We start from the raw sequence: 23,629 nt of genomic DNA, 5'->3' as shown, positions 1-23,629 counted from the left end.
TGCCTAAAAGTCTCACTGCATGGCTACTTCACTACTTCCTGACGAACTCTGGTATATCATCCAACCTCTTCTCCCCGAGCACACGCCAGACCCTCGCGGAGGAAGGCCTCGTGTATCTGACCGACAAGCGCTGTCTGGCATCTTGTTCGTACTGATGACAGGGATTCCTTGGCGACATCTGCCTACTTCTCTAGGGTTTGGCTCCGGCCCCACCTGTTGGCGACGGCTGAAAAAGTGGCATGAGGCTGGCGTTTGGCAACAACTCCATCATGAGCTGTTACACCGCCTGCATCTGGCAGATCGCATCGACTGGGAACGCGCCTGCGTGGATGGCTCATCCGTAAAGGCGAAAAAGGGGGATCTGCCGTAGGCCCTAATCCCACCGATAGAGGACGTTTGGGATGCAAGCGTCATCTGCTGACGGATGGCAATGGCGTACCGTTGGTAGTGCTTTTTTCTGGTGCGAACATGCACGATAGCGTTCCGCTGACGGCGTTACTGGAAGCGATACCTAAGCTGCAAGGCACTCGCGGCCGCCCTCGGCATCGCCCGAACAAACTGCACGCTGACAAAGCCTATGACTACGAGCGTTGTCGAGAAGCCTGTGTTGTTCGAGGTATCAGTCCGCGGATAGCGCGCCGCGGCAAGGACAGTAGTACGAGGCTAGGCAGGCACCGCTGGGTGGTAGAACGCACTTTTGCATGGCTCAATCACGCTAAACGGCTAGCCGTTCGGTACGAACGCCGACTCGATATTTACTGCGCCTTCACGTTGCTGCGATGTGCCATGATCTGTTTTAAGAAGCTGATGTTGGGGTTTTGAAACAGCCTCTTAATAGTGAACAATACAGAGCATTAATAGACTCTGCTCAGGTAGATAGAGCGATGGCTTTTATAGAAGATACATCCCCTGAACTGTATGCCTGTTGGCAGAAACCTTCTGAACGTTACACATGGTTCCAGCAGCATATGGCGCTTGCAGATGCTCCTGCTTCTTTAGCTGAACTTCCTGCCTATTTAGAGCAGCATGCCATGCGCCAACAACTGTTAAAAAAGGAACGTAGACAGTGGTAAAAATGACATTTAAATGTGAATTTGCAGCGTTTATCGCTATTAGCATTATTGCTAGTGCTTCAATGTTACTGACAGGGTGTAGTGAACGTACCACCACTGCATCTGTTACTGGTATTAATTATACGGATAAAAACATAGCGAGCTTTCAGGTTATTCAACCTAATAACTTTAAAAATCGTTCACCTGCTCAAGAGGCAATGGCGTATGGTGCTGGTGGGCAGATGTGTTGTTATCTCTTGCCTTATGAATGGCACGAAGGTTTAAAGGTTAGCTTGGAGGTTGAGCCTGATATTATACCTGTAGAAGGGCAAAGCACCCAAGATGAATATGATCGACGTCGTGATACAGGTACGCTTTATTACAATGTCGAAGTGCCTGTATCGCAATATGCGCCAGGCAAAGCTCAATTACTATGGATCCAGTTCCTTCCTAATCAGCAGTACCGCGCTATTGCAACCGATTTTGATCCTACTAACCCTGAGTTCCCTAGTGATGTGAAAGGATGGCCTGTACCGTCTGTTGCTTTTCGTCATAAACTGTGGGAAAGAGAAATGGATGATGAGCGTGATACTATTATGCGTTTTAGAAATAAAGTTTTTAAAGAACGCAGTGAAAATGAATGGAAAGAATCTTGGGATTCTTATAGTAAATATACTAAATTGAGAGATAAAGAAGAAGATGGTTTTAAAGGGTATGATGATTATGCTTTTCGCCAATATAGAAAAAACAGGGATGAAGAGATTTATAATCATAGCCTAAAAAGGTTGGAAGAGTTAAACAAAATTGAGCCTAAATAAGGGGGGGTATGTCGATATTAGTATGTGAATGTCGGAAAGAGGCGGCTGATCCTAGTGGCAAGTTTTTCTTCACAGAAGAAGAAATGGGTATTTTAAAGGAAAACAAAGATAAAAAATTATCAGAGAAAGAAAAAATGCCTTGCAGTAAACCTGCTTATATAGGTGTTTTCTTTGACGGTACTAACAATAGTTACCGGCATGCAATAGAAAATAAAACAGAAGAAGAAAGTAATGTAGCGCGTTTGTATGATGTATTTCCGGGGCGGTGTGTGCCGGGTATTTTGCCAAAAGAAACAGATTGGAAAACTGATCTAGCTCTTTATGAGCGGCACTTTAAAATCTATGTTCCTGGTGTTGGTAAAGCATTTCCAAACATTGGTGATCAAATAGGGAGTTGGGCCCAAACGCAGTGGGATGGTATCTCTGGTGGAGCAATGGCAACTTATGGACAAGGACGCATACTATGGGGGATCGCCCAGCTATTAAATTATATATATGGCTACTACCATGCGGGCTTTGGTAGTAGTGTTCTTATTACTGATGAAGAAGTTAAATATGCTTCAGAAAATATAAGCCTTGTACAAGAAGAGCTAGAAAGAAAAGTGTCTTTCAAAGACGATGGAAAAATATGCTCTATCAAATGGGCGTCAAATAGTTGTTTGTTTTCAGCTATAACTTCAACGAAAGAAGTACTTCAGAATAGTCGCCTTGATAACAAAAAAAATGCCACTCTAGTGCTTTGCAGTTGGATCGCACGGCTTAAAAGAAGCATAGGTACCAGAGTGCATAATCCAGATATATTGCCTCTTAATAAGTTACATTTGTATACGTTTGGTTTTTCTCGCGGAGCCACGCAAGCGCGTGCTTATCTCAATTGGCTAGTCAAGCTCTGTCGCTTAGATGCAGAGTCTTATAACCAGCAAGAAGGCCCTTTAACTCTTGGCGGTATTCCCGTATCTCATGACTTCATGGGAATTTTTGATACAGTAGCATCTGTCGGCTGGGCCGATATGTTTGTTTGGTCTAATGGGCATAATTGGTGGGGAGATGCACGTAGTCTTCAAATACCGAAAGAAGTAGGGAAATGTATTCATTTCGTAGCTGCACATGAACAGCGTAGATGTTTCCCATTGGACTCTGTTTACCAGGGACAACGCCTACCTGAATATTGTGAGGAAATTGTTTTTCCCGGTGCGCATTCTGATGTTGGGGGCGGATATGCACCTTTTGATCAAGGGAAAGGGTTTTCACGTAGCGGCACTTCAACACTTAGTCGCATTCCTCTAGCAGAAATGTACCGTCGAGCACGCCTTGAAGGCGTCCCATTAGAACTTGAAAAAGCGAGTGAAGCCGCAAAATTAAGTTATAAGATAGATATTCGGTTGCTTTCCGAATTCAACACCTATATTTCTTTATTCCCATTAAAGGAAGGAACAACCGCCCAAATTGTTACTCCTCATTGGGAAAAGTTAATATCACAATATTTTCGCAGATTCAAAGGGGGAGAAAATTCTTTACAGATGTCTAGCGCTACTCGTGCGCATTATCAAGACAGAGGGTTGCGTGATTCAATAAAAAACAAACGTTCAGATGCTTACAAGGAAAAGCATTTTCTACTTGGAGAGCTGAGTCCTGTTACTTTGGTTTACGAGCCTGAGGAAATCACAAAAATTAACGCTTCCAGTGATGCAATTTATTCAAATCGGCTTGATGCGGCAGAAAAAATAACTAAAGTCTCTAATGAAGCAATAAATGCAGAGCATAAAGATTTTTTGCTTGTAAAAAATAATCATTACGCTGAACTTTCGACAGAAGACGAGGTAGAACTTAGCTATCAAGATAAATCATGGTTTAAAAAAAATCTGACTACGCAAATAGCTTAGTAAATGATGCTAATGATAACTTAAGAAAACATGTTTTTGAAGACTATTTTGTTCTTAAAAATCCTGAAAAGAAAGAGTTAAAATACGTTATAGATAATATAGCAATGGATGCGTATTTACATCCTGTTATTGATGGTTTTATTGATAACTATATACATGATTCAGTTGCCGGATTTATGGTGGCTAGCTATCTAAGCGAGCGCTTTGTGAGTAAAACATTTGTTTACTTCAGGTATAGGAGGATTTTTTCTGGCAGCAATACATTTTATCAAGTGCCATATGATAAAGGATTTGATTGCTCCCGGGAGGACTATGAAGCAGAACAATTATCAAAGTTGAAACGAAAACAGCAGCAAGAAGAAGAAAATTTAATGATAGGGCGCCAAATGGCTGATCAAATGAGTGTTAATGGCGGAATGGCATGGTGAATTATTGGCCCGCCTTTACCTTTAGTCGTGCTTGCACTCTCCGTCGCCTTGCTGCATTCTACCCACGAATTCGTAGCTGTCAGCGCTAGGCTGGCAGCGACTGCTTGACGGGGTGCCGGTAGATCCGGCTGAGATGATGCAAGCGCTACAGGCGCCGAGCATTGGTCCCGTTGAACCTGATCTGGCTAATTCCCGTAAGGGAGGGTACCAGCGGAGGGATCAAGCAGCGGCACGTCCTGCAGCGAGCGTCCGCCTCCTGTTCATACTGCCCCGCGCCATCCTTTCGTGCGTGCTCTTCGGGATTCCTATCCTGTGAGATGGCACCATGACAACGTCCAATTCCACCACGCCCAATACCTCCTCCGATAAGACCACACGTGCTTTCGCGTCTACGGTCAGAGAGCGGTTGCCCGATGCCGTTGACCCCGCTTCCATGGCTCCATTCCCTGCTTCGCGCAAAGTCTACGTGACCGGTTCACGTCCTGATATCCGCGTGCCCATGCGTGAAATCAGCCAGACGCCCACGATCACGATGCAAGGCGACGAGGTCGCCAATCCGCCGATTTGCGTGTACGACACGTCAGGTCCGTATACCGATCCCGACGTCGAACTGGATATCCGCAAAGGGCTGGCACCGCTACGTCGGGCGTGGATCGATGAGCGTAACGACACGGAACTGCTTGAAGGATTGAGTTCTGCCTATGGGCGCGAACGTGCTGGTGATCCTGCACTGACGCCGCTGCGTTTCCCCAATATTGGCCGCCCGCGCCGTGCCAGAAGCGGGGCTAATGTCACTCAGATGCACTATGCGCGTCAGGGCGTCGTCACCCCGGAAATGGAATACGTTGCGCTGCGCGAAAACCAACGCCGTGCGGCTATCAAGGACGACCCCGAGCTGGCCAAACAGCACCTAGGCTTCGGTTTCGGGGCGACTATTCCTGCTGAAATTACACCAGAGTTCGTACGCGATGAAATCGCCCGTGGGCGTGCCATTTTGCCGGCCAACATCAATCACCCTGAACTCGAGCCGATGATCATCGGCCGCAATTTTCTGGTGAAGATCAACGGCAACATCGGTAACTCAGCGCTGACCTCCTCGATTGCCGAAGAAGTCGAAAAGATGACGTGGGGCATTCGTTGGGGGGCAGACACCATCATGGACCTGTCAACTGGCCGCAACATTCATGAAACGCGCGAATGGATCATTCGCAACTCTCCGGTGCCGATCGGTACGGTGCCGCTCTATCAGGCGCTTGAGAAGGTCAACGGCAAGGCCGAAGAACTGACGTGGGAAGTGTTTCGCGATACGGTCATCGAACAGGCCGAGCAGGGCGTCGACTACATGACCATCCATGCCGGTGTTCGTCTGCACCATATTCCGCTGACCGCTGACCGTACCACCGGGATCGTCTCGCGCGGCGGTGCGATCATGGCGCAGTGGTGTCTGGCCCACCACCAAGAAAGCTTCCTCTACACTCACTTCCGCGAGCTGTGCGAGCTGATGCAGGCTTACGACATTGCCTTCTCGCTGGGCGATGGTCTGCGTCCCGGGTCGATCAATGATGCCAACGATGAGGCGCAGTTTGCTGAGTTGGAAACGCTGGGCGAGTTGACCAAGATTGCTTGGGAGTACGACGTTCAGGTCATGATCGAGGGGCCGGGGCATGTGCCGATGCAGATGATCCACGAAAATATGACCAAGCAGCTGGAATGCTGTGACGAAGCGCCGTTCTACACCCTCGGGCCGTTGGTCACCGATATCGCACCGGGCTACGACCATATCACTTCGGGGATCGGTGCAGCGCAGATCGGCTGGTACGGCTGTGCCATGCTCTGCTATGTCACGCCTAAGGAACACCTGGGGTTGCCGGATAAGAATGACGTCAAGACCGGCATCATCACCTACCGCATTGCCGCTCATGCTGCCGACCTCGCCAAGGGCCATCCCGGCGCGCAGCGCCGCGACAATGCGCTGTCGAAAGCACGCTTTGAGTTCCGCTGGGAAGATCAGTTCAACCTTGGTCTCGACCCTGACACGGCGCGTGAATTCCATGATGAGACGTTGCCGAAGCCTGCCGCCAAGGTTGCGCATTTCTGCTCAATGTGTGGACCGAAGTTCTGTTCGATGAAGCTGAGTCAGGACGTGCGCGAACGTTTTGGCAGCAAGCCGCAGCAGGATGTCGATGTAGGCCTTCAGCAGCAGGCCGAGCGCTTTCAGGCGCAGGGCAGCCAGCTCTATCAACCGGAGTAGCGCCTTATGATGGATGACGATGAAGTGATTGCTGTCGCTGATCCTCATGTCGCAGAAGAGGCACGCTGTAGCCTGAAGCGCTGCTTGCAGCAGGTACAGCAACAGCATCCGCTGGTGCACTGTCTCACCAATGAGGTGGTGACTAACGTCACGGCTAACGCGCTGTTGGCCTGCGGTGCATCTCCACTGATGGTGGTGGATCGCGACGAGTGCCGAGCGCTGGCCGCGCTGGCTAACGGCATGCTGATCAACATCGGCACCTTCTCGGCCTCGCGTGCAGATGCCATGCGGCAGGCCATAGAGGTGCGGCATGCCAGTAACCTGCCGTGGGTGTTGGACCCGGTTGCTGTGGGGGCCCTGGCACCGCGTACCGAGTGGGTGCTGTCCGTGGTGGCACGCTGTCCGCCCTCCATCGTACGAGGCAATGCCTCGGAAGTAATTGCACTGGCCGGTGGGAAAGGTGGGCGTGGAACGGACAGCACCGTTCAGCCCTGTCATGCGCTACCCGCAGCGCGCCAGCTGCTGGCGCAGGGTGTCAAAGCAGTGGCGATCAGCGGGGAAACCGATCTGATCGTGACCGCTGATGGTGTGTTGGCGGTGCAGCACGGTCACGCACTGCTGACACGTATCACTGGAGCGGGCTGCATGCTGGGTGCGTTGATGGCTGCCGTGGCGGGCCTGAAGGATGTTGATGCTGGTGAAGCCGCATTGGTCGCTACGCTATGGTTCACTCTGGCGGCCGAGCGCGCGGCAGTGTCAGCCCAAGGGCCGGGAGCGCTAATGGCCGGTCTTCTGGACGCGCTGTATGCGTTGGCAGCAGAGTCGACCATCCTGTCCTCGCTGCGAGTTGGGCGAGTGTTTGCGGCCGAAGCTTCGTCGATGATCCCTCAGCGGCGCGTCTGCGATCCTCGTCCCCCGATCGCCATGACTATCGCGGGCACTGATCCGACCGGAGGGGCAGGGCTGCAGGCGGACCTTTCTACCTTCCGTGCCTTGAAGGTGTTCGGTGCCAGCGCTATTACGGCGGTGGTGGCGCAGAATACGCTGGGGGTCAACGATGTTGTACCGCTGGCGCCTGCCATGATCAAAGCGCAAATAGAAGCGGTGTTCGAAGACCTTGATGTCGATGCGCTTAAGATTGGCATGCTAGGACAGGCCGATATCGTGATGGCCGTGGCAGAATGTCTGCTGGAACAGGGTGATGGTCGCCCGCCCTTCGATATCGTGCTTGATCCCGTGATGGTATCGACGTCAGGCCATGCATTATTGATGGCCGATGCCGAGTGCCTGCTATGGGAACGGTTGGTGCCGTTGGCCAGTCTGATCACCCCTAATCTGGCCGAAGCGGAAGCCCTACTGGGGCGCGATATCCCACCGACGCCAGAAGGGCTGGAATCGGCTGCACTTGAACTGCACGATCGCGGCGCGCGTCAGGTATTGGTCAAAGGCGGCCATATGGAAGGGCGCCTAGCGCTGGATGTGTTCGTCAATGAGCAGGGTGACGTGCATCGACTGTCGCTGCCGCGGGTAAACACGCCCAACACGCATGGAACGGGCTGTGTGCTGTCTTCTGCCATCACTGCGTTGCGAGCCCAAGGACATGATTGGCTGGAAGCTATCACGCTGGCACGCCGTTTTCTGCAGGAAGCGCTTCAAGCTGGGCAGAGCGAGCGCTTCACGCTGGGGCATGGGCCGTGCCTGATTCACCTGCCTCGCTTGCTGAAGCCGTGAGGATCGCGTGAGGCAGGTCGATACCCTGTGAGCGATGCTAGTCAGCTGTTTGGAAGTGAGGTTGCCGTGAAAGGCGGTGAGTGAGACAGCATCTCGCTGCGTCCCTCTGTTCTATAGAAAAAAGCGTCTATAGCGACAGAGGCGGTAGGCCACAGAAAAAACGCCCCGTTCAGAGAGGGAATGTTCCTCTTCGAGCGGGGCGTTCTGCTATGTTGAAAGCATGCCTAGGTTGGCGAGCCGAGACCTGTAGCGGTTTTATGAAAAAGGGCCGCTAGCTATAGGGTGCGAGTTATCCGACTACATCGCGCAAGGCAATGGCGAGGCAGACATCACGTTTGATGACGGACGCAATGTGTAGAGAAGGCCCGAAAGCCTTCTCTTTGTCGGCACAATCAGGCGTGACGCTGACGCGCGGGCAGAATGCCTTTCAGGCGATCAGCCATGTCGTACAGGCATTTTTCGGTCGTGGACCAATCGATGCAGCCATCGGTAATTGAGACACCGTATTCCAGTGCGCTCAGATCACAGGTCAGCGGCTGAGCGCCCCAGTTGATGTTGGACTCGATCATGACCCCCATGATGCTACGGTTGCCTTGTTCGATCTGCTTGACGACATCTTCGAGCACAACAGGCTGGTTGGCCGGATCTTTACTGGAGTTGGCGTGTGAGCAGTCCACCATCAGATCGGCGGGCATGCTGGCTTTGGCCAGTGCCTGTTCTGCTGCTGCAACGCTTTCGGCATCGTAGTTGGGCTTGCCGTTGCCTCCGCGCAGCACGATATGGCCACAGTTGCCATTGGAGCGCACGATGGCTACCTGGCCGTTTGGTGCGATGTTCAGGTACGAGTGGGCATGCGAGATAGCCTGCAGCGCATTGATGGCTACGGTGAAGCCGCCATCAGTACCGTTCTTGAAGCCGATTGGGCTCGGCAGGCCGGAGGCCATTTCGCGATGCGTCTGCGATTCGGTCGTGCGTGCGCCGATGGCGGTCCAGCTGATGCAGTCTTGGATGTACTGGGTTGCGATCGGGTCAAGCGCTTCGGTGGCCAGCGGCAGGCCGAGTTCGCTCAGCTCGACCAGCAGTGAACGCGCCTTTTCAAGCCCTTCTTCGACGGCGAAGCTGCCATCCATGTGAGGGTCGTTGATCAGACCTTTCCAGCCGACCGTTGTGCGCGGTTTTTCGAAGTAGGCGCGCATGACGATGAACAGCGTATCGCTGACAGCAGCAGATAGCGCTGCCAAACGTTTAGCGTAATCGAGCGCTGCTTCGGTGTCGTGCAGCGAGCACGGGCCGACCACTACCAGCAGACGATGATCATCACCGCCCAGGATGCGTTTCACGGTGTCTCGATAAGACTGGATACGGTCAACGGCCTGCTGGCTCAAAGGATAGCGTTCTCTGAGCGCTTCGGGTGAACGGATGAGGGTGTAGCCCTGCACATTGGGGTTATTGGTGTCGTTCATGGGAAGGCCTTCGATAATATCTGCAACAGCGTCCTGGAGGTCTGGTCGAGCGATGCTTCTGCCGCGTGTCAATGCATGTGTCGCCACGCAGTACCGCAAGACCAATGTGCGGAAGTCGACTAATGTGCCGTCATGACATGGAGCGGTCAATGCGCCGGATGTGCTGGCATGAAAGGTCGGCACCGGATTCACAGGACAGAGATAGTAGCATGGAACTTGTATTACAGTGGAATGTCTTATGCCAAAGACGTGACGTCATGTTGACGCTGACATACTTCAAGGCCGCGCGCCTCGAAAACAGAGTCATCGTAAGCGTTGCATGACCGTAGAGAAGTCGTCTTTCCCAAAGTTTACCGATTGTTGCATCATTTCCTGCCTTGTTTTGTGGTGTGATGCACGTCAAATTGAATCTTCTTGGTCAGGCATGGCGTGTCTTAGAACGAGTACCGTATGAAATCATTCACGCCATGGATACCGAGGGTGTCAGACACCCGTGCCGAGGAGCACGCAAGCGAATAGGGGTGCGCCCATGGCGACGACCGAAACGGATCAGCAGCTTGTCGAACGTGCCCAGAAAGGTGATTCCCGCGCTTTCGATCTGCTGGTCAGGAAATACCAGCACAAGATCATTGGTTTAGTAAGCCGCTACGTACACGATTCCGGTGACGTCCAAGACGTCGCTCAGGAAGCCTTCATCAAGGCATACCGTGCCTTGGGGAAGTTTCGTAACGACAGCGCTTTCTACACTTGGATGTACCGTATCGCCATCAATACGGCGAAGAACCATGTGGTGGCGCGTGGTCGCCGACCACCAAGCAGCGACCTTGATATCGTAGATGCCGAGGTACTAGACAACAGTGGCCGACTGGCGGATATGGAAACGCCAGAGTCTGCTATGGCCCGTGATCAGCTTGAATCGGTCGTCTACGATGCGATCGATAACCTGACTGAGGACCTGCGTACCGCCATTACCTTGCGCGAGCTGGAGGGCCTATCCTATGAGGATATCGCCGAAGTAATGCAGTGCCCGGTGGGCACCGTACGTTCCCGTATCTTTAGAGCGCGTGAAGCCGTCGACGCTCGTATACAGGCGCTGCTCTATCCGAAGGATAAGGCCGCTAACGAATAAGCTGTACGTTACCGAATAACCCCTCTTCCCCTGGCATTGCTTGATGCCAGGGGATTTTTTTAGCTAATTTTTACACTATGTAGAAGTGTGTATCTGGAGGCAGTCGGCATCGTCGCATCGGTATATACTGCCCAAATCTCGTTCGAAGCGAGGTGCTGAAAGGGTTGTGTCGCTTCTGAGAAGGGGGCTATACCTAAATAAAACGGTGCGAAACGCATTGAATTGGTGACAATTGTTACATTATGGTCGTGTGAGCGAGTGAAAAGACCGTCAACGCTGGTGAACTATCTGGAAGGGCGTGCGGTCTGAACCATGAATTCGCAGTGTCGATGTCACTCTGCAGGCGGCCTGTCAGCCCTTGCTCATGGCCGAACCATTCATGCTTTTTATCTGCATGAAATATCCTTTCTGACAGTTCAAGATCACAATGGGCATAAACTTTCCCCCGATCTTCCTGTCTTATGGCATGACACTTGATCTTTTACGCTTCTGAACCGAGGGCGTTGCAAATGACTCAGCAGTTACATGAATCCCTGTCAGCCATCATGGATGGGGAAGGTAACGAGCTCGAACTCCGTCGCGTGCTCAAGACACTTGATGAATCCCCTGAGTTGGGGGATGTCTGGCGCCGCTATCACCTCATGCGCAGCGCCTTGCGCCGCGAGCGCGATACCGTAGTAGATATGGATATTGCCTCAAGTGTCATGGCCGTGATTGAGCAGGACGAAACACCTCTTGGCGATACCGCCGTTGAGGCAGCTGCACCGGCGCAGCCCGTGCGGAGCCAGAAACGTCGTGGCCTTTCGCTGATGGGGGGCGCTGCGGTTGCTGCGGCCGTGAGCTTGATGGTGGTCTCCGGTGTGCAGTTCTATCGCGGACATGACAGTGCTGCTCTGCCCGATGCGGCTTCCCTGCAGGCGAATAATGCCGTGTTGGACAACGCCGCTCAGCAGCTGGCCGTTAATGGCAGCGATAGTCTGGGAACACTGGGCTACTTTGGACAGGGCAATCAGGCCATGGCGGCAAGCTACGCTGACTTCGCACATGCTGCGGGTGGCGATCTGACCCCTGTTAGCTGGAGTGTGAGTGGCGATGAAGCTGGTGCGAAATCACACAGCCGCCGCTACAACGGTCACAGTGAGCAGCAGGATACCGATTCCACACGCTTTCATTTCGAGCGTGGCCTGAATCGCTGATTCAGTCGGTGGGTAAGAATCCTTGATGATGTTAGCGCGATGGGTTCCTGTTCAGGGCGGTCGCGCTTTTTTGTGCCTGTCTGATAGCGATTGAACGCCGTTATGGTGTCGATATGGCCGCTGGGCACGCTTACAGGATAACGTGTCATCGCTCATGGTGATGAGGATGGGCGCATGACAATAGAAGGTGGGCAGCCTTTTAAGGTGGTGGGCCTTTCAAAGGCGCCGCGTATTGTAGATGCAGCTTCTTGCCCTTATCTCTTCACGGTGCTGGACGCCAAGTTTGTTCAGCTGTGGCAGGTTCGGCGGTGTCCGCCGAGCATCCTTTATGCAATGGATTGCTGCACGGCTGTGCAGCAAGATGAGGTCAACATCGCTTTCTGCTCGACTCCGAGCATCTTTCTGTTGTTGGGAGCTCTTCTGATGTCGATTCGACGCACATTCCTTCCTCTGGCGGTACTGTTGTCCGTTCCTTTTTCATCGCTGTCGGCCAGCGCAGACGATGTGGCCCCTGTGCCTTCCTCGTCTTCCGTCTCTGCGCTGCCGGGCTTCACGTCCTTGATGAAGAGAGCGGCGCCGTCCGTCGTCAATATTTCGGCAGCACGCGGTGCATGGGGTGATGATGGGCTGGTGCTGGATCTCTCCGATGTGCCTGAGCCGTTCCGGCGCTTCTTTGATCAGGCCCCGTTCGGTGTTACCCCCGGTTGGCGTCGGCCCCTTGATGAGGTGCGGTCGTTAGGGTCGGGGTTCATCATCGGACGGGACGGTTATATTCTGACCAATGCACATGTGGTGGACGGTGCCGAGCGCATCAAGGTGAAGTTCAGCGATCGGCGCGAGCTGGATGCTCGTCTGGTGGGTACGGACAAGCGTACGGATATCGCTCTGCTTAAAGTGGAGGCGCACGATCTGCCTGTGCTGCCACTGGGTAATTCTGATCAGCTGCAACCGGGGGAGTGGGTGGCGGCCATCGGATCACCGTTCGGCTTTGATCAGTCGATCACCGCAGGTATTGTCAGTGCTACGGACCGCAACCTATCCGGGGACGGTACGGTGCCGTTCATCCAGACGGATGTCGCCATTAATCCGGGTAATTCGGGTGGGCCGCTGTTAAACCTGAACGGTGAAGTAATGGGGGTTAACTCGCAAATTCTAACTCGAAGCGGTGGCTATATGGGGCTGTCGTTCGCCATTCCCGCTAACGTGGCGCTATCCGTGGCCGACCAGCTCAAGCAGGATGGCCGTGTGCATCGAGCATGGCTGGGGGTCTCCTTGCAGGCATTGGATGGACGTCTGGCGCGGGCCTTTGGGCGGGGTGAAACGAAAGGGGCGCTGGTGGCCTCTGTTATCAGCGGAGGCCCTGCGGAACGGGCCGGTGTGCGACCGGGCGACATCATTCTCAAGGCCAATGGTCAGCTGATAGACAGCGTGGATCGCGTGCCGCGTATCGTGGCCGCTCAGCGTCCGGGGCAGCAGCTCGCGCTTGACGTTTGGCGGCAAGGGGCCGTTGTGTCGCTTGATGTGCCTCTGGTCGAGCATGGTGATGCAATGGCGAAGCTGGCTTCACCTGCTGAGCAACCCCAAGGGCGGCATGCGGGTGGTCGCTTGGGTATTAAGGCGTCGGTGCTGGATGCCAAGGCACTGGCTTTGCTGGGCGTTGCGCACGGGGTAGGGATTGAGGCGGTCGATGACAGTAGTATGGCGGCACAGGCGGGGCTGATGCCTGGCGATGTGCTGGTCGAGCTCGACGGTCAGGCCGTGACGTCGCCTGCTCAGCTGACCCACATGGCCGATGCGCTGCCGAGTCGCCATGCTATTTCCATGCGTGTGATTCGAGATCGACAGATCATCTATATGGCGTTGGAAGTAAGCAAAGACTAACGCTGGTCGAATAGGTATCGAGCCGCTCTATCCGTTAGGGCGGCTTTTGTGTATATGTCGGTAGGGTGTCTCCGTCCGTAAATGGTCGGAGTAAAGATGTATCTTATTAGTGGGAATAAGGTGGCATCGTGACAAATTGTGCAAGGCGGAACTGCTATACATAACGTCTTGTCTTAATGGGTGAATCGTTAGCGCACAGTACGTTTTCTGTGCCGACGACATGAACAGGAATCTCCCCATGAAAAAGATGATAGCTGCCGGTGTACTGTGCAGTATGGTGCTGCCCGCGATTGCGGTGGCAGAGCCTTTCGATCACCGTCCGGATGGACCGGAAGGGCGTCCTCCCATGCATCACCAAGGTCCAGAACGTGGTGGTCCTGGTGGTCCTCGCGAAGGTGGCTTTGGGCCTGACCGCGGTCCGGCGCCAGGCCCCATGCACCGTGGCGGACCGCGTCACAGCATGCCGCGTGATGCGGAAGCGCTGTTGATCGGTGGTATCACCTATTACCTACTCGATGGCCTCTATTATCAACATCGTGGCAGTGAGTACATCACCGTTGCGCCGCCTCCCGATGCGGCCACGTCAATGACGCCGCTCGACTACAAAGGGCGTCGTTACTACGTGCAGCACGGTCACTATTATTCCCGTACCCCGGGCGGTCAGTATGTCGAGATTAGTCGTCCACAGGGCTTGTGATCTCGGGGCTTATCTCTGATATCAGGCAGGGCGGCCGCTGGGAAGTTGCCAGTCGGCCATGCGCGTAGGAAGCGCGTGTGCGGCAGTGGGGCAGGGAGTTGACATGATGTCTGGCCCGGCACAAGGATGTGGCTGTCGCACGAGGGGGGGATGGAACGTAGTATACGGCCAAGGATGGCTCTTTTTTTACAAGCGATGGAAAGCGTTTACGGCACTCACGTACTGGCCTGCGATAGACCACTGAACAGTGGTACTGCGCTGCGGAAAGGATTGATCGCCAGCAAAGCCGTTTGAGGCCTTGGCGGTTGTACTGATATGGCCTGATCAGCTTGCCGCTTCGGGATAGTGATAGGCTGGCTTGTGTAACTGCGGTGGCGTCTGGGTTTGAGTTGGTTTTCACTACTCAGTTTTCACCACACTACTTAGTTTTTCACCGCTTAGATGCCGTACAGAACACTGAATATAAGAAAAGCCGCCCTTGGTATACCAAGGAGCGGCTTTTCTTTCAGACATGATATCAGCAAGACAGATACCTCACCGCAGTGAGGCATCCGCTATAGCTGAATCATCTCAACCGATGTGTTCACCGATTTCGACGATTTTCATGCTGTTGGTAGTGCCCTGAGCGCAGTGGTGGTCGCCACGAGTGATGACCACGTAGTCGCCTTTGGTGCCCAGACCTTTCTCTTCGACCAGTTCAACCGCAGCGCGGTTAACTTCCGGAGTCGGGTATTTGGAAGCATCAAATTTGACCGGTACTACGCCTTTGTACAGAGACATGCGGCACAGAGTACGATCGGACGGAGACAGTGCAACGATCGGCAGGTCGGAGCGAATGCGAGAAGCAACCAGCGGAGTGTGGCCAGTTTCAGTCAGGCAAGCTACGGCTGCAACGCCTTCCAGGTGGTTGGCAGCGAACATTGCAGAGTAAGCAACGGTTTCGTCCAGACGGTCGAACGTGCAATCCAGACGGTTGTTGTCGCGACGAGCTTCCTGCAGTGCTTCAGCACCCGCAATAGCGCGTTTCATTGCTTCAACAGTTTCGACCGGATAGTCACCAGCTGCAGTTTCTGCAGAACACATGACAGCGTCAGCACCGTCGAGAACGGCGTTACCTACGTCCATGACTTCTGCACGAGTCGGCAGCGGAGCGTTGATCATGGATTCCAGCGCCTGAGTGGCGTTGATAACCGGCGTGTTGTACATCTGAGCACGCTTGATCATGTTTTTCTGTGCGCCGATCAGGCGAGCATCGCCGATTTCAACACCCAGGTCACCACGAGCAACCATGACAGCGTCAGATGCTTTGATGATGCCGTCGAGGATTTCGTTGGTAGAAACGGCTTCAGCACGTTCTACTTTAGCAACGAGACCGATGGTTTTGCCGATGTCGCTCTGGAGGTCGTCGGAGTACTTGTGCAGCAGCTCGCGAGCGTATTCCATGTCAGCAGCAGAACGCGGGAAGGAGATCGCGATGTAGTCGACGCCCAGTTTGATGGCCGTCTGCATGTCGATCTTGTCTTTCTCGGTCAGTGCCGCAGCGGACAGACCGCCGCCCTGCTTGTTGATCCCTTTGTTGTTGGACAGCTTGCCGCCAACCAGGACTTTGCAGTGTACTTTCGGTGCAGCCACGCCAGTGACTTCGAAGACCAGGCGGCCGTCGTCCAGCAGCAGTACGTCGCCTTCGAACAGGTCTTTTGCCAGATCTTTGTAGTCACAGCCGACCTGATGCTCGTCACCATCGGTACGACCCAGGTCCATGTCGATGATGAACGGCTGACCAACTTCAAGGTTGACCGCGCCTTCTTTGAAACGTGCGATACGAATTTTCGGACCCTGCAGGTCACCGAGGATCGCAACGTGACGGCCATATTTGGCAGAGGCAGCGCGTACGGATTCTACGCGTTGACGATGTTCTTCCGGGTCGCCGTGAGAGAAGTTGATACGGACAACGTCGATACCGGCTTTGACCATGGCGTCCAGAATGCCAGGTTTGTCGGTGGTCGGACCAAGCGTCGTCAGAATCTTGGTGCGACGAACGGGTTGTTTCTGTGCTTGCGGCATCAGGTCTTTCTCCTTTGCGCTAAATGGCGTGTCGTAATATTACACGTTTTTGGCATCGAGCGGGGGCGATGATACGCGCCACCAGGTTCACTATCCTACGCACATATTGTCGCAACCCCTGCGGCCCAGTCGGATTATGCTGGGTGGCATGGGGTGTGCCGATGTGCGTCGCTGCTGATGCCTAGAGTACCACCTTTTCCCTGCCACGGAGCGTTGAGCAGGGCTCGGTCCGCGACGCATGGTACTCCAGTGATCGTGATACTCCAGTGATTCAGTATCGGCGAACAGCATGTATAGCCGAGGATATATCGGCAGGTGTTGCAATAAAGGCTGTTCGCATCTATATGGTGTGCTCCAAGAAAAGGGTGTGCAAGCCGTCCGTGACAGTCTTCATCGACCTTAGTCGCCTTTTCATGTGTCGGGCGCTGGCGATGATACCCGTTGTTGGCGGTCAAAGTCATGCCGGATATACCTTTTCGAGTGGTTCCGTGCTATTTGAGGCGTAAGTAAGTGATTCGTTCCTCGTGGAATGTTTATGCGACATGGGCTCAACTCTGCTGTCGGTCTGCCGATGGATGCGCGGTGGCGTCGTAACGTCTGCTAGGGTAGGGTAGGCACATTTATTCCCATGCGCCGCAGCGGAAATCCCGCGGTGAGCGCGCTGCACAGAGATGGAATGCTATGGGTAAGTCACTGGTGATCGTGGAATCGCCGGCCAAGGCCAAGACCATCAATAAGTATCTGGGCGACGAGTTCATCGTGAAGTCCAGTGTAGGTCATATCCGTGACCTGCCGACGGGTGGCAATGATCGGCGTACGACGACGCCGGCAGAGCGCAGCCAGCAGGCTGCGCTGACGCGCAAAATGTCGCCTGAACAGAAGGCCGAATACAAGCTGCGCAAACAGCACGAGCAGTTGATTCGTCGCATGGGCGTCGATCCTGATCATGATTGGGAAGCGCACTACGAAATTCTGCCGGGCAAGGAAAAAGTCGTCGACGAACTGAAACGTCTGGCCCGCAAGGCCGACGCTATCTATCTCGCAACCGACCTTGACCGCGAGGGGGAAGCCATTGCTTGGCACCTTCGCGAGACCATCGGTGGTGATGAAGGCCGTTTCCGGCGTGTGGTGTTCAACGAGATCACTAAGAACGCGATCCAGCAGGCCTTCCAGTCGCCGGGCGAGTTGCAGATGCCACGCGTCCGCGCCCAGCAGGCACGGCGTTTCCTCGACCGCGTGGTGGGCTTCATGTTGTCGCCGCTGCTGTGGGGTAAGGTGGCCCGCGGATTGTCAGCCGGCCGCGTGCAGTCGGTGGCGGTGCGTCTGATCGTTGAGCGAGAACGTGAGATCCGTGCCTTCGTTCCTGAGGAATTCTGGGACGTCATGGCGCGTCTGCGCTATGGCAAGGACGACGTACTGAACTTCGAGCTCGTGCGCCAAAACGGTGAGCCGTTCCGTCCTGTTAGCGAAGAAGAGACACTGTCGCGCATCGCGGGGCTGTACGATGCGACTCTGGCGATCACCAAGCGTGAAGACCGCCCGACGTCCAGCAAGCCCGGCGCTCCCTTTATTACGTCGACGTTGCAGCAGGCGGCAAGTGGTCGCTTAGGCTTTTCGGTCAAGAAGACCATGATGCTGGCTCAGCGCTTGTATGAAGCGGGCTATATCACGTATATGCGTACCGACTCCACCAACCTGTCACAGGATGCCGTGGAGCAGGTGCGTGATCATATCGCTGCTGAATATGGCGATGCGTACCTTCCCGACGCTCCCGTGCGCTATTCCAGCAAGCAGGGCGCACAGGAAGCGCACGAGGCGATCCGCCCGACCGACGTGAAGCGTGCGACCTCGCAGCTGAGCGGCATGGAACGTGACGCGGAACGCCTCTACGAGTTGATCTGGCGCCAGTTCGTGGCCTGCCAGATGGTGCCTGCGCGCTATCTGTCGACGGCGCTGACCGTAGATGCCGATGGCTACACACTGCGTACGCGCGGCCGCGTACTGAAGTTCGACGGTTATACGCGCGTGCTGCCGCCGAGCAGCCGCAGTGCGGAAGATCAACAGTTACCGGACATCCAAGAAGGCACGGCGCTGACGCTGGATGGTCTCGACCCTGAGCAGCACTTCACCAAGCCGACGGCGCGCTACACCGAGGCCAGCTTGGTCAAGGAGCTGGAAAAACGCAGCATCGGTCGCCCATCCACTTATGCGTCGATCATCTCGACCATTCAGGATCGCGGCTACGTGCGGCTGGAGAACCGTCGTTTCTACGCCGAGAAGCTGGGCGAAATCGTGACCGACCGCTTGGTCGAGTCTTTCCAGGATCTGCTTGATTACAGCTTTACCGCGCGTATGGAAGGCAGCCTAGACGGTGTCGCCGAAGGCCAGCGCGACTGGCTGCAGTTGCTCAATACGTTCTATGGCGATTTTAAGGCCGAGCTCGACAAGGCCAGCGGCGATGACGGTATGCGCCCCAATCAGCCGGTCGATACCGATATCAAATGCCCGGACTGCGGTCGTCATATGCAGATCCGTACGGCATCGACAGGGGTCTTCCTTGGCTGCTCCGGTTATAACCTGCCGCCCAAGGAACGTTGCAAAAAGACCATTGACCTGCTGCCAGGTGAAGAAGCCGTAGCGGCGGATGCCGGTGATGAAGCCGAAACGGATGCACTGCGCGCCATGCACCGTTGCCCTATTTGTGGCACGGCGATGGACAGCTATCTGGTCGACGAACACCGCAAACTGCACGTCTGCGGTAACAGTCCTGATTGTGCCGGGTATGAAATCGAACACGGCAGCTTCCGCATCAAAGGTTATGAAGGTCCGACGCTTGAATGCGATAAGTGCGGATCGGAAATGCAGCTGCGTGCTGGGCGTTTCGGCAAGTATTTTGCCTGCACCAACGATGACTGCAAGAACACGCGCAAGCTGCTGAAGAGCGGTGAAGCGGCACCGCCGAAGATGGATCCGATTCCGATGCCGGAACTGGCCTGTCAGAAGGTGGAGGATCACTATGTCCTGCGTGATGGGGCCAGTGGCCTGTTCCTCGCCGCGAGCCAGTTTCCTCGCAAGCGTGAAACGCGGGCACCGTTGGTGCTGGAACTGCAGCCGCATCGCGAAACGCTGCCTGAAAAATACCACTTCCTGCTGGATGCGCCTGTGGCCGATCCGGACGGTCGTCCCGCACAGATCCGCTTCTCGCGTAAGAGCAAGGAGCAGTACGTGATGACTGAAGACAACGGTAAGGCTACCGGCTGGCGCGCCTCTTTCGTCGACGGGCGGTGGGTTGTAGAAGATAAGCGTAAGCCGGCTAAGAGTGCGAAGTGATGGATATTGATCCGTCACGCCGCACCCAGCGCTTGATGTATGATGCTGAGCTGTTGGCATCGCACGCCCTGTCGCTGGACGGGGCGCTGCAGCAGGCCTGTGAATCCGGAGCGCTGGTATTGGCCGAGCAGAGCCTAGCAGCGCTGGTGGCCGAACTGGCGGCGCCCCAATCGCTCGACGCTGGGCCGTGGCAGCAGATGCTAAACGCGCTGCCCGACACACTTCAGGAACGACGTCTGCTGGAGCGTGCATTGCTGACGGCGAACGGTGAGTTGTATGCGCTGTATCTTCGCTTAGAACAGCGGCGTACGGGGCACATCCCGGCAACGGTAGGGTTAATCGCCACCACGCTGTCTGTGGGTGAACGTGTAGCGCAGCTCAAAGATCAGTTAGTCGCATTGCGTGTGCTGGCCAATGGGTTGCGGGAGTCATCGCGCTTCTGCTGAGATGTCGCTCAAGAACATGGCGCTGGGCCGCTGACGTGGCTTGGCACTTCGTAGGTGTCTGTTTATCAAGGCGCTTGCCGTACGGCTTTATCAAGTCGCTAGGGTGAGCGCCTTGAACGTTTGTGTCGGGTAGTTTCTCTTCATCAACATGTAAGACACACCGCGTTAGAGTGGTGAACGCGCATTCCCTGTATCACCGTAATAGGGTATGAAAGGGCTGTTATGACCATCGCTGAAGGAGCATTCGTCATGCAAGGGTGGCTGTTTCTAGTGGTTGCCGTAGTGGCGGAAGTGATTGCAACGTCTGCGCTTAAGGCCAGCAACGGTTTTTCGCGTTTGTGGCCTTCAGTGCTGGTGGTCGTGGGGTACGGTTGCGCCTTCTATTTCTTGTCGTTGACGCTTCGGTATTTGCCGCTGGGTATTGCCTACGCCGTCTGGGCGGGATTGGGGGTAGTGCTGACCACGCTGATTGGTTGGGCACTTTTCCAGCAGAAGCTGGATGCCGCAGCGCTGATCGGTATAGTACTTATTCTGGCAGGGGTGATGGTCATGAATACGTTCTCTTCCGTTCAAGCGCACTGAGCGGCCGGAAAACAATCGCATGGTGCTCTCTATGCACATGCAGGGTTGCCGACGGAGAATATAGCGCGCGATCGTGGGCGGCTACCTTCCTTCTCATCCAGTACGACTTATCAAGGAAAATCATGCGTTACGCTATTTTTGATATCGACGGTACGATCAGTCAGGCGGGGCAACCGATTTCATCTTCCGTCGCCGAGGCGCTGTTGGCGCTGCGCGAACACTATCAGGTGGTTTTCGCTTCCGCACGGCCTGTGCGCGATATGCTGCCGCTGCTGCCAGATGAACTGCATGACGCTGTGATGGTGGGGTGTAATGGTGGGATGGCGTGGCAGCGCGGCGAGTTTATGATCAATGAAAAATTCGACGCCGACAGTGCGGCAAGCATGCTGGGGTGGCTGGATAATGCCCGTGCGGCCTATGTAGTGGAAAGTCACTGGCAGTACGGTTTCTCGCCCATCGCGCATGATTTCCACGACTATGTGCGTTCACTGAACGTCACGTTCCCTCCCGCCGAGCGCGATACAGTGATGGCGCAAGGGGTTAACAAGATCCTGATTCTCGATATGGCGCTGCGGGAACCGCTGTTAGAGTACCTGAGTGCTCAGCCCTTCAATGTCGTCGAAAAGCTCCACCGTTTCGATCACTGCTTCGATCTGATGCCCGGTCAGACCGATAAGGTGAATGCGCTGGATCGGCTGGCGATTGCACCCGAGCAGGCGATTATCTTCGGCAATGACCTTAACGATCAGGCCATGCTGGCCCGCGCAGCACACTCGGTCGTTGTGGGTGAATTCCAGCCGGCCACACCACCTCATCAGCGTGTCGCGTTCGACGAGGTAGCACAGGCCATCACCGCGCTGGCTGACAAGGTCGCGGCTTGATTCGTATCAGCGCTGAACTGTCGAGAAAATGGTAGGGGTATCTGCGCCTATCTACTGGAATATGAAGGCATCACGGTGCTAACGCACCGAGCATGGTGCTGCGGTATTCTTGCGCCTCGCCTGTCGCACGGGCTGCGCTGTCGTGGTACCCTGTGGTCAGACAACGACCATGGCGCTAATCGCTATGGTCGTTTTTTTACCATGAGAGGTGATTCATGATCGACAATGCGATTCTCGAGATCGTAGAGCTTCCAGACGGTGAGGTCGTGCTTCGTTCTACCGATAGCGATGATGAAGCTCCTTTGGTTAGCATTCGATTTTCCGAGCAGGCGCTGGAGCTGCTGCAGCGAAGCCGCTTCGATGTCGCACGGGAAATGATCGACCACGCTATCACGCGTTCGATGCTGTGGGACGGTGACGATACGCTGAGTGAGCAGGACGAAGAAGAGTCGGTGACCGTGCATTAATAAAAGACTGTTTCATAACCTAAGTGATCGCTTTTACCCTTTCTGAAATAGAAGGCTTCTACCGCAATGTTGTGGTTTGAAGGCCCTTCAATGACATGGGTATTGGCGTTATGGAACATGCTCTAAGCAGGTTGCACGATGAGCCGCGCTCAGTAGATAGTGTGCGGGAGTGCCTAGGGGGCGAATCCTAGGTCATGCCGATGATCACCATGATCGGCGCGGCACAGAATAAAAGAAAGGCGGGCAGGCCGATTCACACGGCCTGCCCGCCTTTTGTGTACCTATCTACGGCTAGACGTATCGCGAGGGATCAGTGCAGACCCTGATCGCCGCGGATGACGCCGACCCCGATACCTTCGATTTCCAGCGCATCGCGGGTGACATCCACCTCAATCGGTGCAAAGTCCGGGTTCTCTGCGATCAGGCGAACATGATTGCCCTGACGCTCGAAGCGTTTGACTGTTACGTCATCGCCCAGGCGAGCCACGACGATTTGGCCGTTGTGCACGTCCTGCGTCTTGTGCACCGCCAGCAGGTCGCCATCCAGAATGCCAACATCTTGCATCGACACCCCTTTGACGCGCAGCAGATAATCCGCGCGTGGCGAGAAGAAGTCTGGCGACAGCGGGCAGTAGCGGTCGACGTGTTCGGTGGCGAGAATAGGGCTACCCGCCGCAACCTGACCTACAATGGCCAGCGTATCGGTCGGTGCCGCTTCGTCGCGCTTGATGATGCGGATGCCGCGTGACGCGCCCGCGATCATTTCGATCACGCCCTTGCGTTTCAGGGCGCGCAGATGTTCTTCGGCGGCGTTGGCAGAGCGGAACCCCAGCGCTCGCGCAATCTCTGCCCGTGTAGGTGGATATCCCAGCGTATCGAGCGTCTCGCAGATGAAGTCAAAGACTTCCTGCTGGCGACGAGTGAGTGGTTTCGTCATGACAGGCCTTGTCGTCTTGGATGAAATAATATCTCTGTGATTATATCCAGTGTATTCTGCCACGCAAGTCAATTGCAGCATACGGCGCGTTATGGGGTAGAATAGTCGCCGCACGGGAATGGGGCGCGTTTTGTTCTCATGTGGCATGCGTGAACTTCAGTTCGGCACGAGGCTTCTTTTCTTTGGATCAGAGGGAAAACGTGCCGCCGGGAAAACCTTCCGGGCAAACGCGTGTCCGAAGGACTGTGTATCCGCGCCATCGGCATACCGCCAGCAGCGATAGTGTGCTTGCTCAGGCGGTGCGCCCGCTGTCTCCATGTGCTTCGCTCGTCACCTGACCTGGCTCCGGCTTCGTCAGGTGTTCTGTTTTCGGCATGGTAGTGCCGTATCCCA

At 54.8% G+C, this 23,629-nt stretch carries 19 protein-coding genes and 1 riboswitch; of the genes, 16 read left to right on the top strand and 3 right to left on the bottom strand.

Annotated features, from left to right (window positions below):
• Nucleotides 1-19: 19 nt before the first annotated feature.
• The 7 genes from ZBT109_RS09540 (at nucleotide 20) to thiD (ending at nucleotide 8,163) form a co-directional block, all read left to right on the top strand.
• Nucleotides 20-822 (top strand): IS5 family transposase gene (locus tag ZBT109_RS09540; RefSeq protein ID WP_120185348.1). Its coding sequence is split into 2 segments (ribosomal slippage): nucleotides 20-350 and nucleotides 350-822, totalling 804 coding nucleotides; the frame shifts between segments, so codons are not numbered across the junction.
• Nucleotides 823-884: 62 nt separating this feature from the next.
• Entirely contained in the window at nucleotides 885-1,073 is a 189-nt protein-coding gene (locus ZBT109_RS13620; RefSeq protein ID WP_156934036.1) for a hypothetical protein, read from the top strand.
• Nucleotides 1,074-1,075: 2 nt separating this feature from the next.
• Nucleotides 1,076-1,870, top strand: coding sequence for a DUF3304 domain-containing protein (locus tag ZBT109_RS09535; RefSeq protein ID WP_232012891.1), 795 nt, complete (start codon nucleotides 1,076-1,078; stop codon nucleotides 1,868-1,870).
• A gap of 8 nt (nucleotides 1,871-1,878) precedes the next feature.
• Entirely contained in the window at nucleotides 1,879-3,753 is a 1,875-nt protein-coding gene (locus ZBT109_RS09530) for a phospholipase effector Tle1 domain-containing protein (protein ID WP_084261793.1), read from the top strand.
• Between the two features lie 104 nt (nucleotides 3,754-3,857).
• The gene (locus ZBT109_RS09525) at nucleotides 3,858-4,181 is read left to right on the top strand and encodes a hypothetical protein (RefSeq protein WP_027705133.1); all 324 of its coding nucleotides are present in this window, start codon (nucleotides 3,858-3,860) and stop codon (nucleotides 4,179-4,181) included.
• Between the two features lie 98 nt (nucleotides 4,182-4,279).
• Nucleotides 4,280-4,417, top strand: a riboswitch (TPP riboswitch).
• Nucleotides 4,418-4,614: 197 nt separating this feature from the next.
• Nucleotides 4,615-6,432 (top strand): phosphomethylpyrimidine synthase ThiC, encoded by a 1,818-nt coding sequence (gene thiC, locus ZBT109_RS09520; RefSeq protein WP_169734006.1) that lies wholly within the window; start codon nucleotides 4,615-4,617, stop codon nucleotides 6,430-6,432.
• Between the two features lie 6 nt (nucleotides 6,433-6,438).
• The gene (gene thiD / locus ZBT109_RS09515) at nucleotides 6,439-8,163 is read left to right on the top strand and encodes a bifunctional hydroxymethylpyrimidine kinase/phosphomethylpyrimidine kinase (RefSeq protein WP_084261795.1); all 1,725 of its coding nucleotides are present in this window, start codon (nucleotides 6,439-6,441) and stop codon (nucleotides 8,161-8,163) included.
• A 392-nt stretch (nucleotides 8,164-8,555) separates the two neighbouring features.
• Here the strand turns inward: thiD and ZBT109_RS09510 are convergent, their stop codons facing one another.
• Nucleotides 8,556-9,626, bottom strand: coding sequence for a 3-deoxy-7-phosphoheptulonate synthase (locus ZBT109_RS09510; protein ID WP_027705136.1), 1,071 nt, complete (start codon nucleotides 9,624-9,626; stop codon nucleotides 8,556-8,558).
• A gap of 529 nt (nucleotides 9,627-10,155) precedes the next feature.
• Here ZBT109_RS09510 and rpoE point away from each other — a divergent pair.
• From rpoE to ZBT109_RS09490, 4 genes are all read left to right on the top strand, one after another.
• Nucleotides 10,156-10,755, top strand: coding sequence for an RNA polymerase sigma factor RpoE (gene rpoE, locus ZBT109_RS09505; RefSeq protein ID WP_027705137.1), 600 nt, complete (start codon nucleotides 10,156-10,158; stop codon nucleotides 10,753-10,755).
• Nucleotides 10,756-11,264: 509 nt separating this feature from the next.
• On the top strand, nucleotides 11,265-11,951 hold the full coding sequence (locus ZBT109_RS09500) for a sigma-E factor negative regulatory protein (protein WP_051523795.1): 687 nt from the start codon (nucleotides 11,265-11,267) through the stop codon (nucleotides 11,949-11,951).
• A 423-nt stretch (nucleotides 11,952-12,374) separates the two neighbouring features.
• Nucleotides 12,375-13,832, top strand: coding sequence for a Do family serine endopeptidase (locus tag ZBT109_RS09495; RefSeq protein WP_038278240.1), 1,458 nt, complete (start codon nucleotides 12,375-12,377; stop codon nucleotides 13,830-13,832).
• Nucleotides 13,833-14,070: 238 nt separating this feature from the next.
• A complete protein-coding gene (locus tag ZBT109_RS09490; RefSeq protein ID WP_027705139.1) occupies nucleotides 14,071-14,529 on the top strand; it encodes a hypothetical protein in 459 nt (152 codons plus the stop codon).
• 570 nt (nucleotides 14,530-15,099) lie between these two features.
• Here ZBT109_RS09490 and pyk read toward each other — a convergent pair.
• Complete coding sequence (pyk, locus tag ZBT109_RS09485; protein WP_027705140.1) at nucleotides 15,100-16,593, bottom strand: pyruvate kinase; 1,494 nt, start codon at nucleotides 16,591-16,593, stop codon at nucleotides 15,100-15,102.
• 681 nt (nucleotides 16,594-17,274) lie between these two features.
• On the opposite strand from pyk, the gene topA reads away from it, so the two are divergent.
• From topA to ZBT109_RS09460, 5 genes are all read left to right on the top strand, one after another.
• Nucleotides 17,275-19,923, top strand: a complete 2,649-nt coding sequence (gene topA, locus ZBT109_RS09480) for a type I DNA topoisomerase (RefSeq protein WP_027705141.1) — start codon at nucleotides 17,275-17,277, stop codon at nucleotides 19,921-19,923.
• Nucleotides 19,923-20,369 carry a DUF6586 family protein gene (locus ZBT109_RS09475; protein ID WP_027705142.1) on the top strand — a complete coding sequence of 149 codons (447 nt, stop codon included), beginning with the start codon at nucleotides 19,923-19,925 and terminating at the stop codon, nucleotides 20,367-20,369. The genes topA and ZBT109_RS09475 overlap by 1 nt, the downstream gene beginning before the upstream one ends.
• Nucleotides 20,370-20,618: 249 nt before the next feature.
• Entirely contained in the window at nucleotides 20,619-20,951 is a 333-nt protein-coding gene (locus ZBT109_RS09470) for a DMT family transporter (protein WP_027705143.1), read from the top strand.
• Nucleotides 20,952-21,073: 122 nt separating this feature from the next.
• Nucleotides 21,074-21,832 carry an HAD-IIB family hydrolase gene (locus ZBT109_RS09465; protein WP_051523796.1) on the top strand — a complete coding sequence of 253 codons (759 nt, stop codon included), beginning with the start codon at nucleotides 21,074-21,076 and terminating at the stop codon, nucleotides 21,830-21,832.
• A 215-nt stretch (nucleotides 21,833-22,047) separates the two neighbouring features.
• Nucleotides 22,048-22,299 carry a hypothetical protein gene (locus ZBT109_RS09460; protein WP_027705144.1) on the top strand — a complete coding sequence of 84 codons (252 nt, stop codon included), beginning with the start codon at nucleotides 22,048-22,050 and terminating at the stop codon, nucleotides 22,297-22,299.
• Between the two features lie 310 nt (nucleotides 22,300-22,609).
• Here ZBT109_RS09460 and lexA read toward each other — a convergent pair whose 3' ends face one another.
• Nucleotides 22,610-23,236: a transcriptional repressor LexA gene (gene lexA, locus ZBT109_RS09455; RefSeq protein WP_027705145.1), complete on the bottom strand. Its 627-nt coding sequence runs from the start codon at nucleotides 23,234-23,236 to the stop codon at nucleotides 22,610-22,612.
• Between the last annotated feature and the right edge of the window lie 393 nt (nucleotides 23,237-23,629).

This window comes from Zymobacter palmae, assembly GCF_003610015.1.
GTDB classification, from domain to species: domain Bacteria; phylum Pseudomonadota; class Gammaproteobacteria; order Pseudomonadales; family Halomonadaceae; genus Zymobacter; species Zymobacter palmae.
This window is presented reverse-complemented; position numbering and strand designations above follow the sequence as displayed.

Coding starts and splice junctions, on each gene's coding strand:
- ZBT109_RS09535 (WP_232012891.1), top strand. CDS start 1,076: ATGACATTTAAATGTGAATTTGCAGCGTTTATCGCTATTAGCATTATT.
- ZBT109_RS09530 (WP_084261793.1), top strand. CDS start 1,879: ATGTCGATATTAGTATGTGAATGTCGGAAAGAGGCGGCTGATCCTAGT.
- ZBT109_RS09510 (WP_027705136.1), bottom strand. CDS start 9,626: ATGAACGACACCAATAACCCCAATGTGCAGGGCTACACCCTCATCCGT.
- pyk (WP_027705140.1), bottom strand. CDS start 16,593: ATGCCGCAAGCACAGAAACAACCCGTTCGTCGCACCAAGATTCTGACG.
- lexA (WP_027705145.1), bottom strand. CDS start 23,236: ATGACGAAACCACTCACTCGTCGCCAGCAGGAAGTCTTTGACTTCATC.
- ZBT109_RS09465 (WP_051523796.1), top strand. CDS start 21,074: ATGCGTTACGCTATTTTTGATATCGACGGTACGATCAGTCAGGCGGGG.
- ZBT109_RS09495 (WP_038278240.1), top strand. CDS start 12,375: ATGTCGATTCGACGCACATTCCTTCCTCTGGCGGTACTGTTGTCCGTT.
- rpoE (WP_027705137.1), top strand. CDS start 10,156: ATGGCGACGACCGAAACGGATCAGCAGCTTGTCGAACGTGCCCAGAAA.
- topA (WP_027705141.1), top strand. CDS start 17,275: ATGGGTAAGTCACTGGTGATCGTGGAATCGCCGGCCAAGGCCAAGACC.
- ZBT109_RS09470 (WP_027705143.1), top strand. CDS start 20,619: ATGCAAGGGTGGCTGTTTCTAGTGGTTGCCGTAGTGGCGGAAGTGATT.
- ZBT109_RS09525 (WP_027705133.1), top strand. CDS start 3,858: ATGGATGCGTATTTACATCCTGTTATTGATGGTTTTATTGATAACTAT.
- ZBT109_RS09490 (WP_027705139.1), top strand. CDS start 14,071: ATGAAAAAGATGATAGCTGCCGGTGTACTGTGCAGTATGGTGCTGCCC.
- ZBT109_RS13620 (WP_156934036.1), top strand. CDS start 885: ATGGCTTTTATAGAAGATACATCCCCTGAACTGTATGCCTGTTGGCAG.
- thiD (WP_084261795.1), top strand. CDS start 6,439: ATGATGGATGACGATGAAGTGATTGCTGTCGCTGATCCTCATGTCGCA.
- ZBT109_RS09460 (WP_027705144.1), top strand. CDS start 22,048: ATGATCGACAATGCGATTCTCGAGATCGTAGAGCTTCCAGACGGTGAG.
- ZBT109_RS09475 (WP_027705142.1), top strand. CDS start 19,923: ATGGATATTGATCCGTCACGCCGCACCCAGCGCTTGATGTATGATGCT.
- ZBT109_RS09500 (WP_051523795.1), top strand. CDS start 11,265: ATGACTCAGCAGTTACATGAATCCCTGTCAGCCATCATGGATGGGGAA.
- thiC (WP_169734006.1), top strand. CDS start 4,615: ATGGCTCCATTCCCTGCTTCGCGCAAAGTCTACGTGACCGGTTCACGT.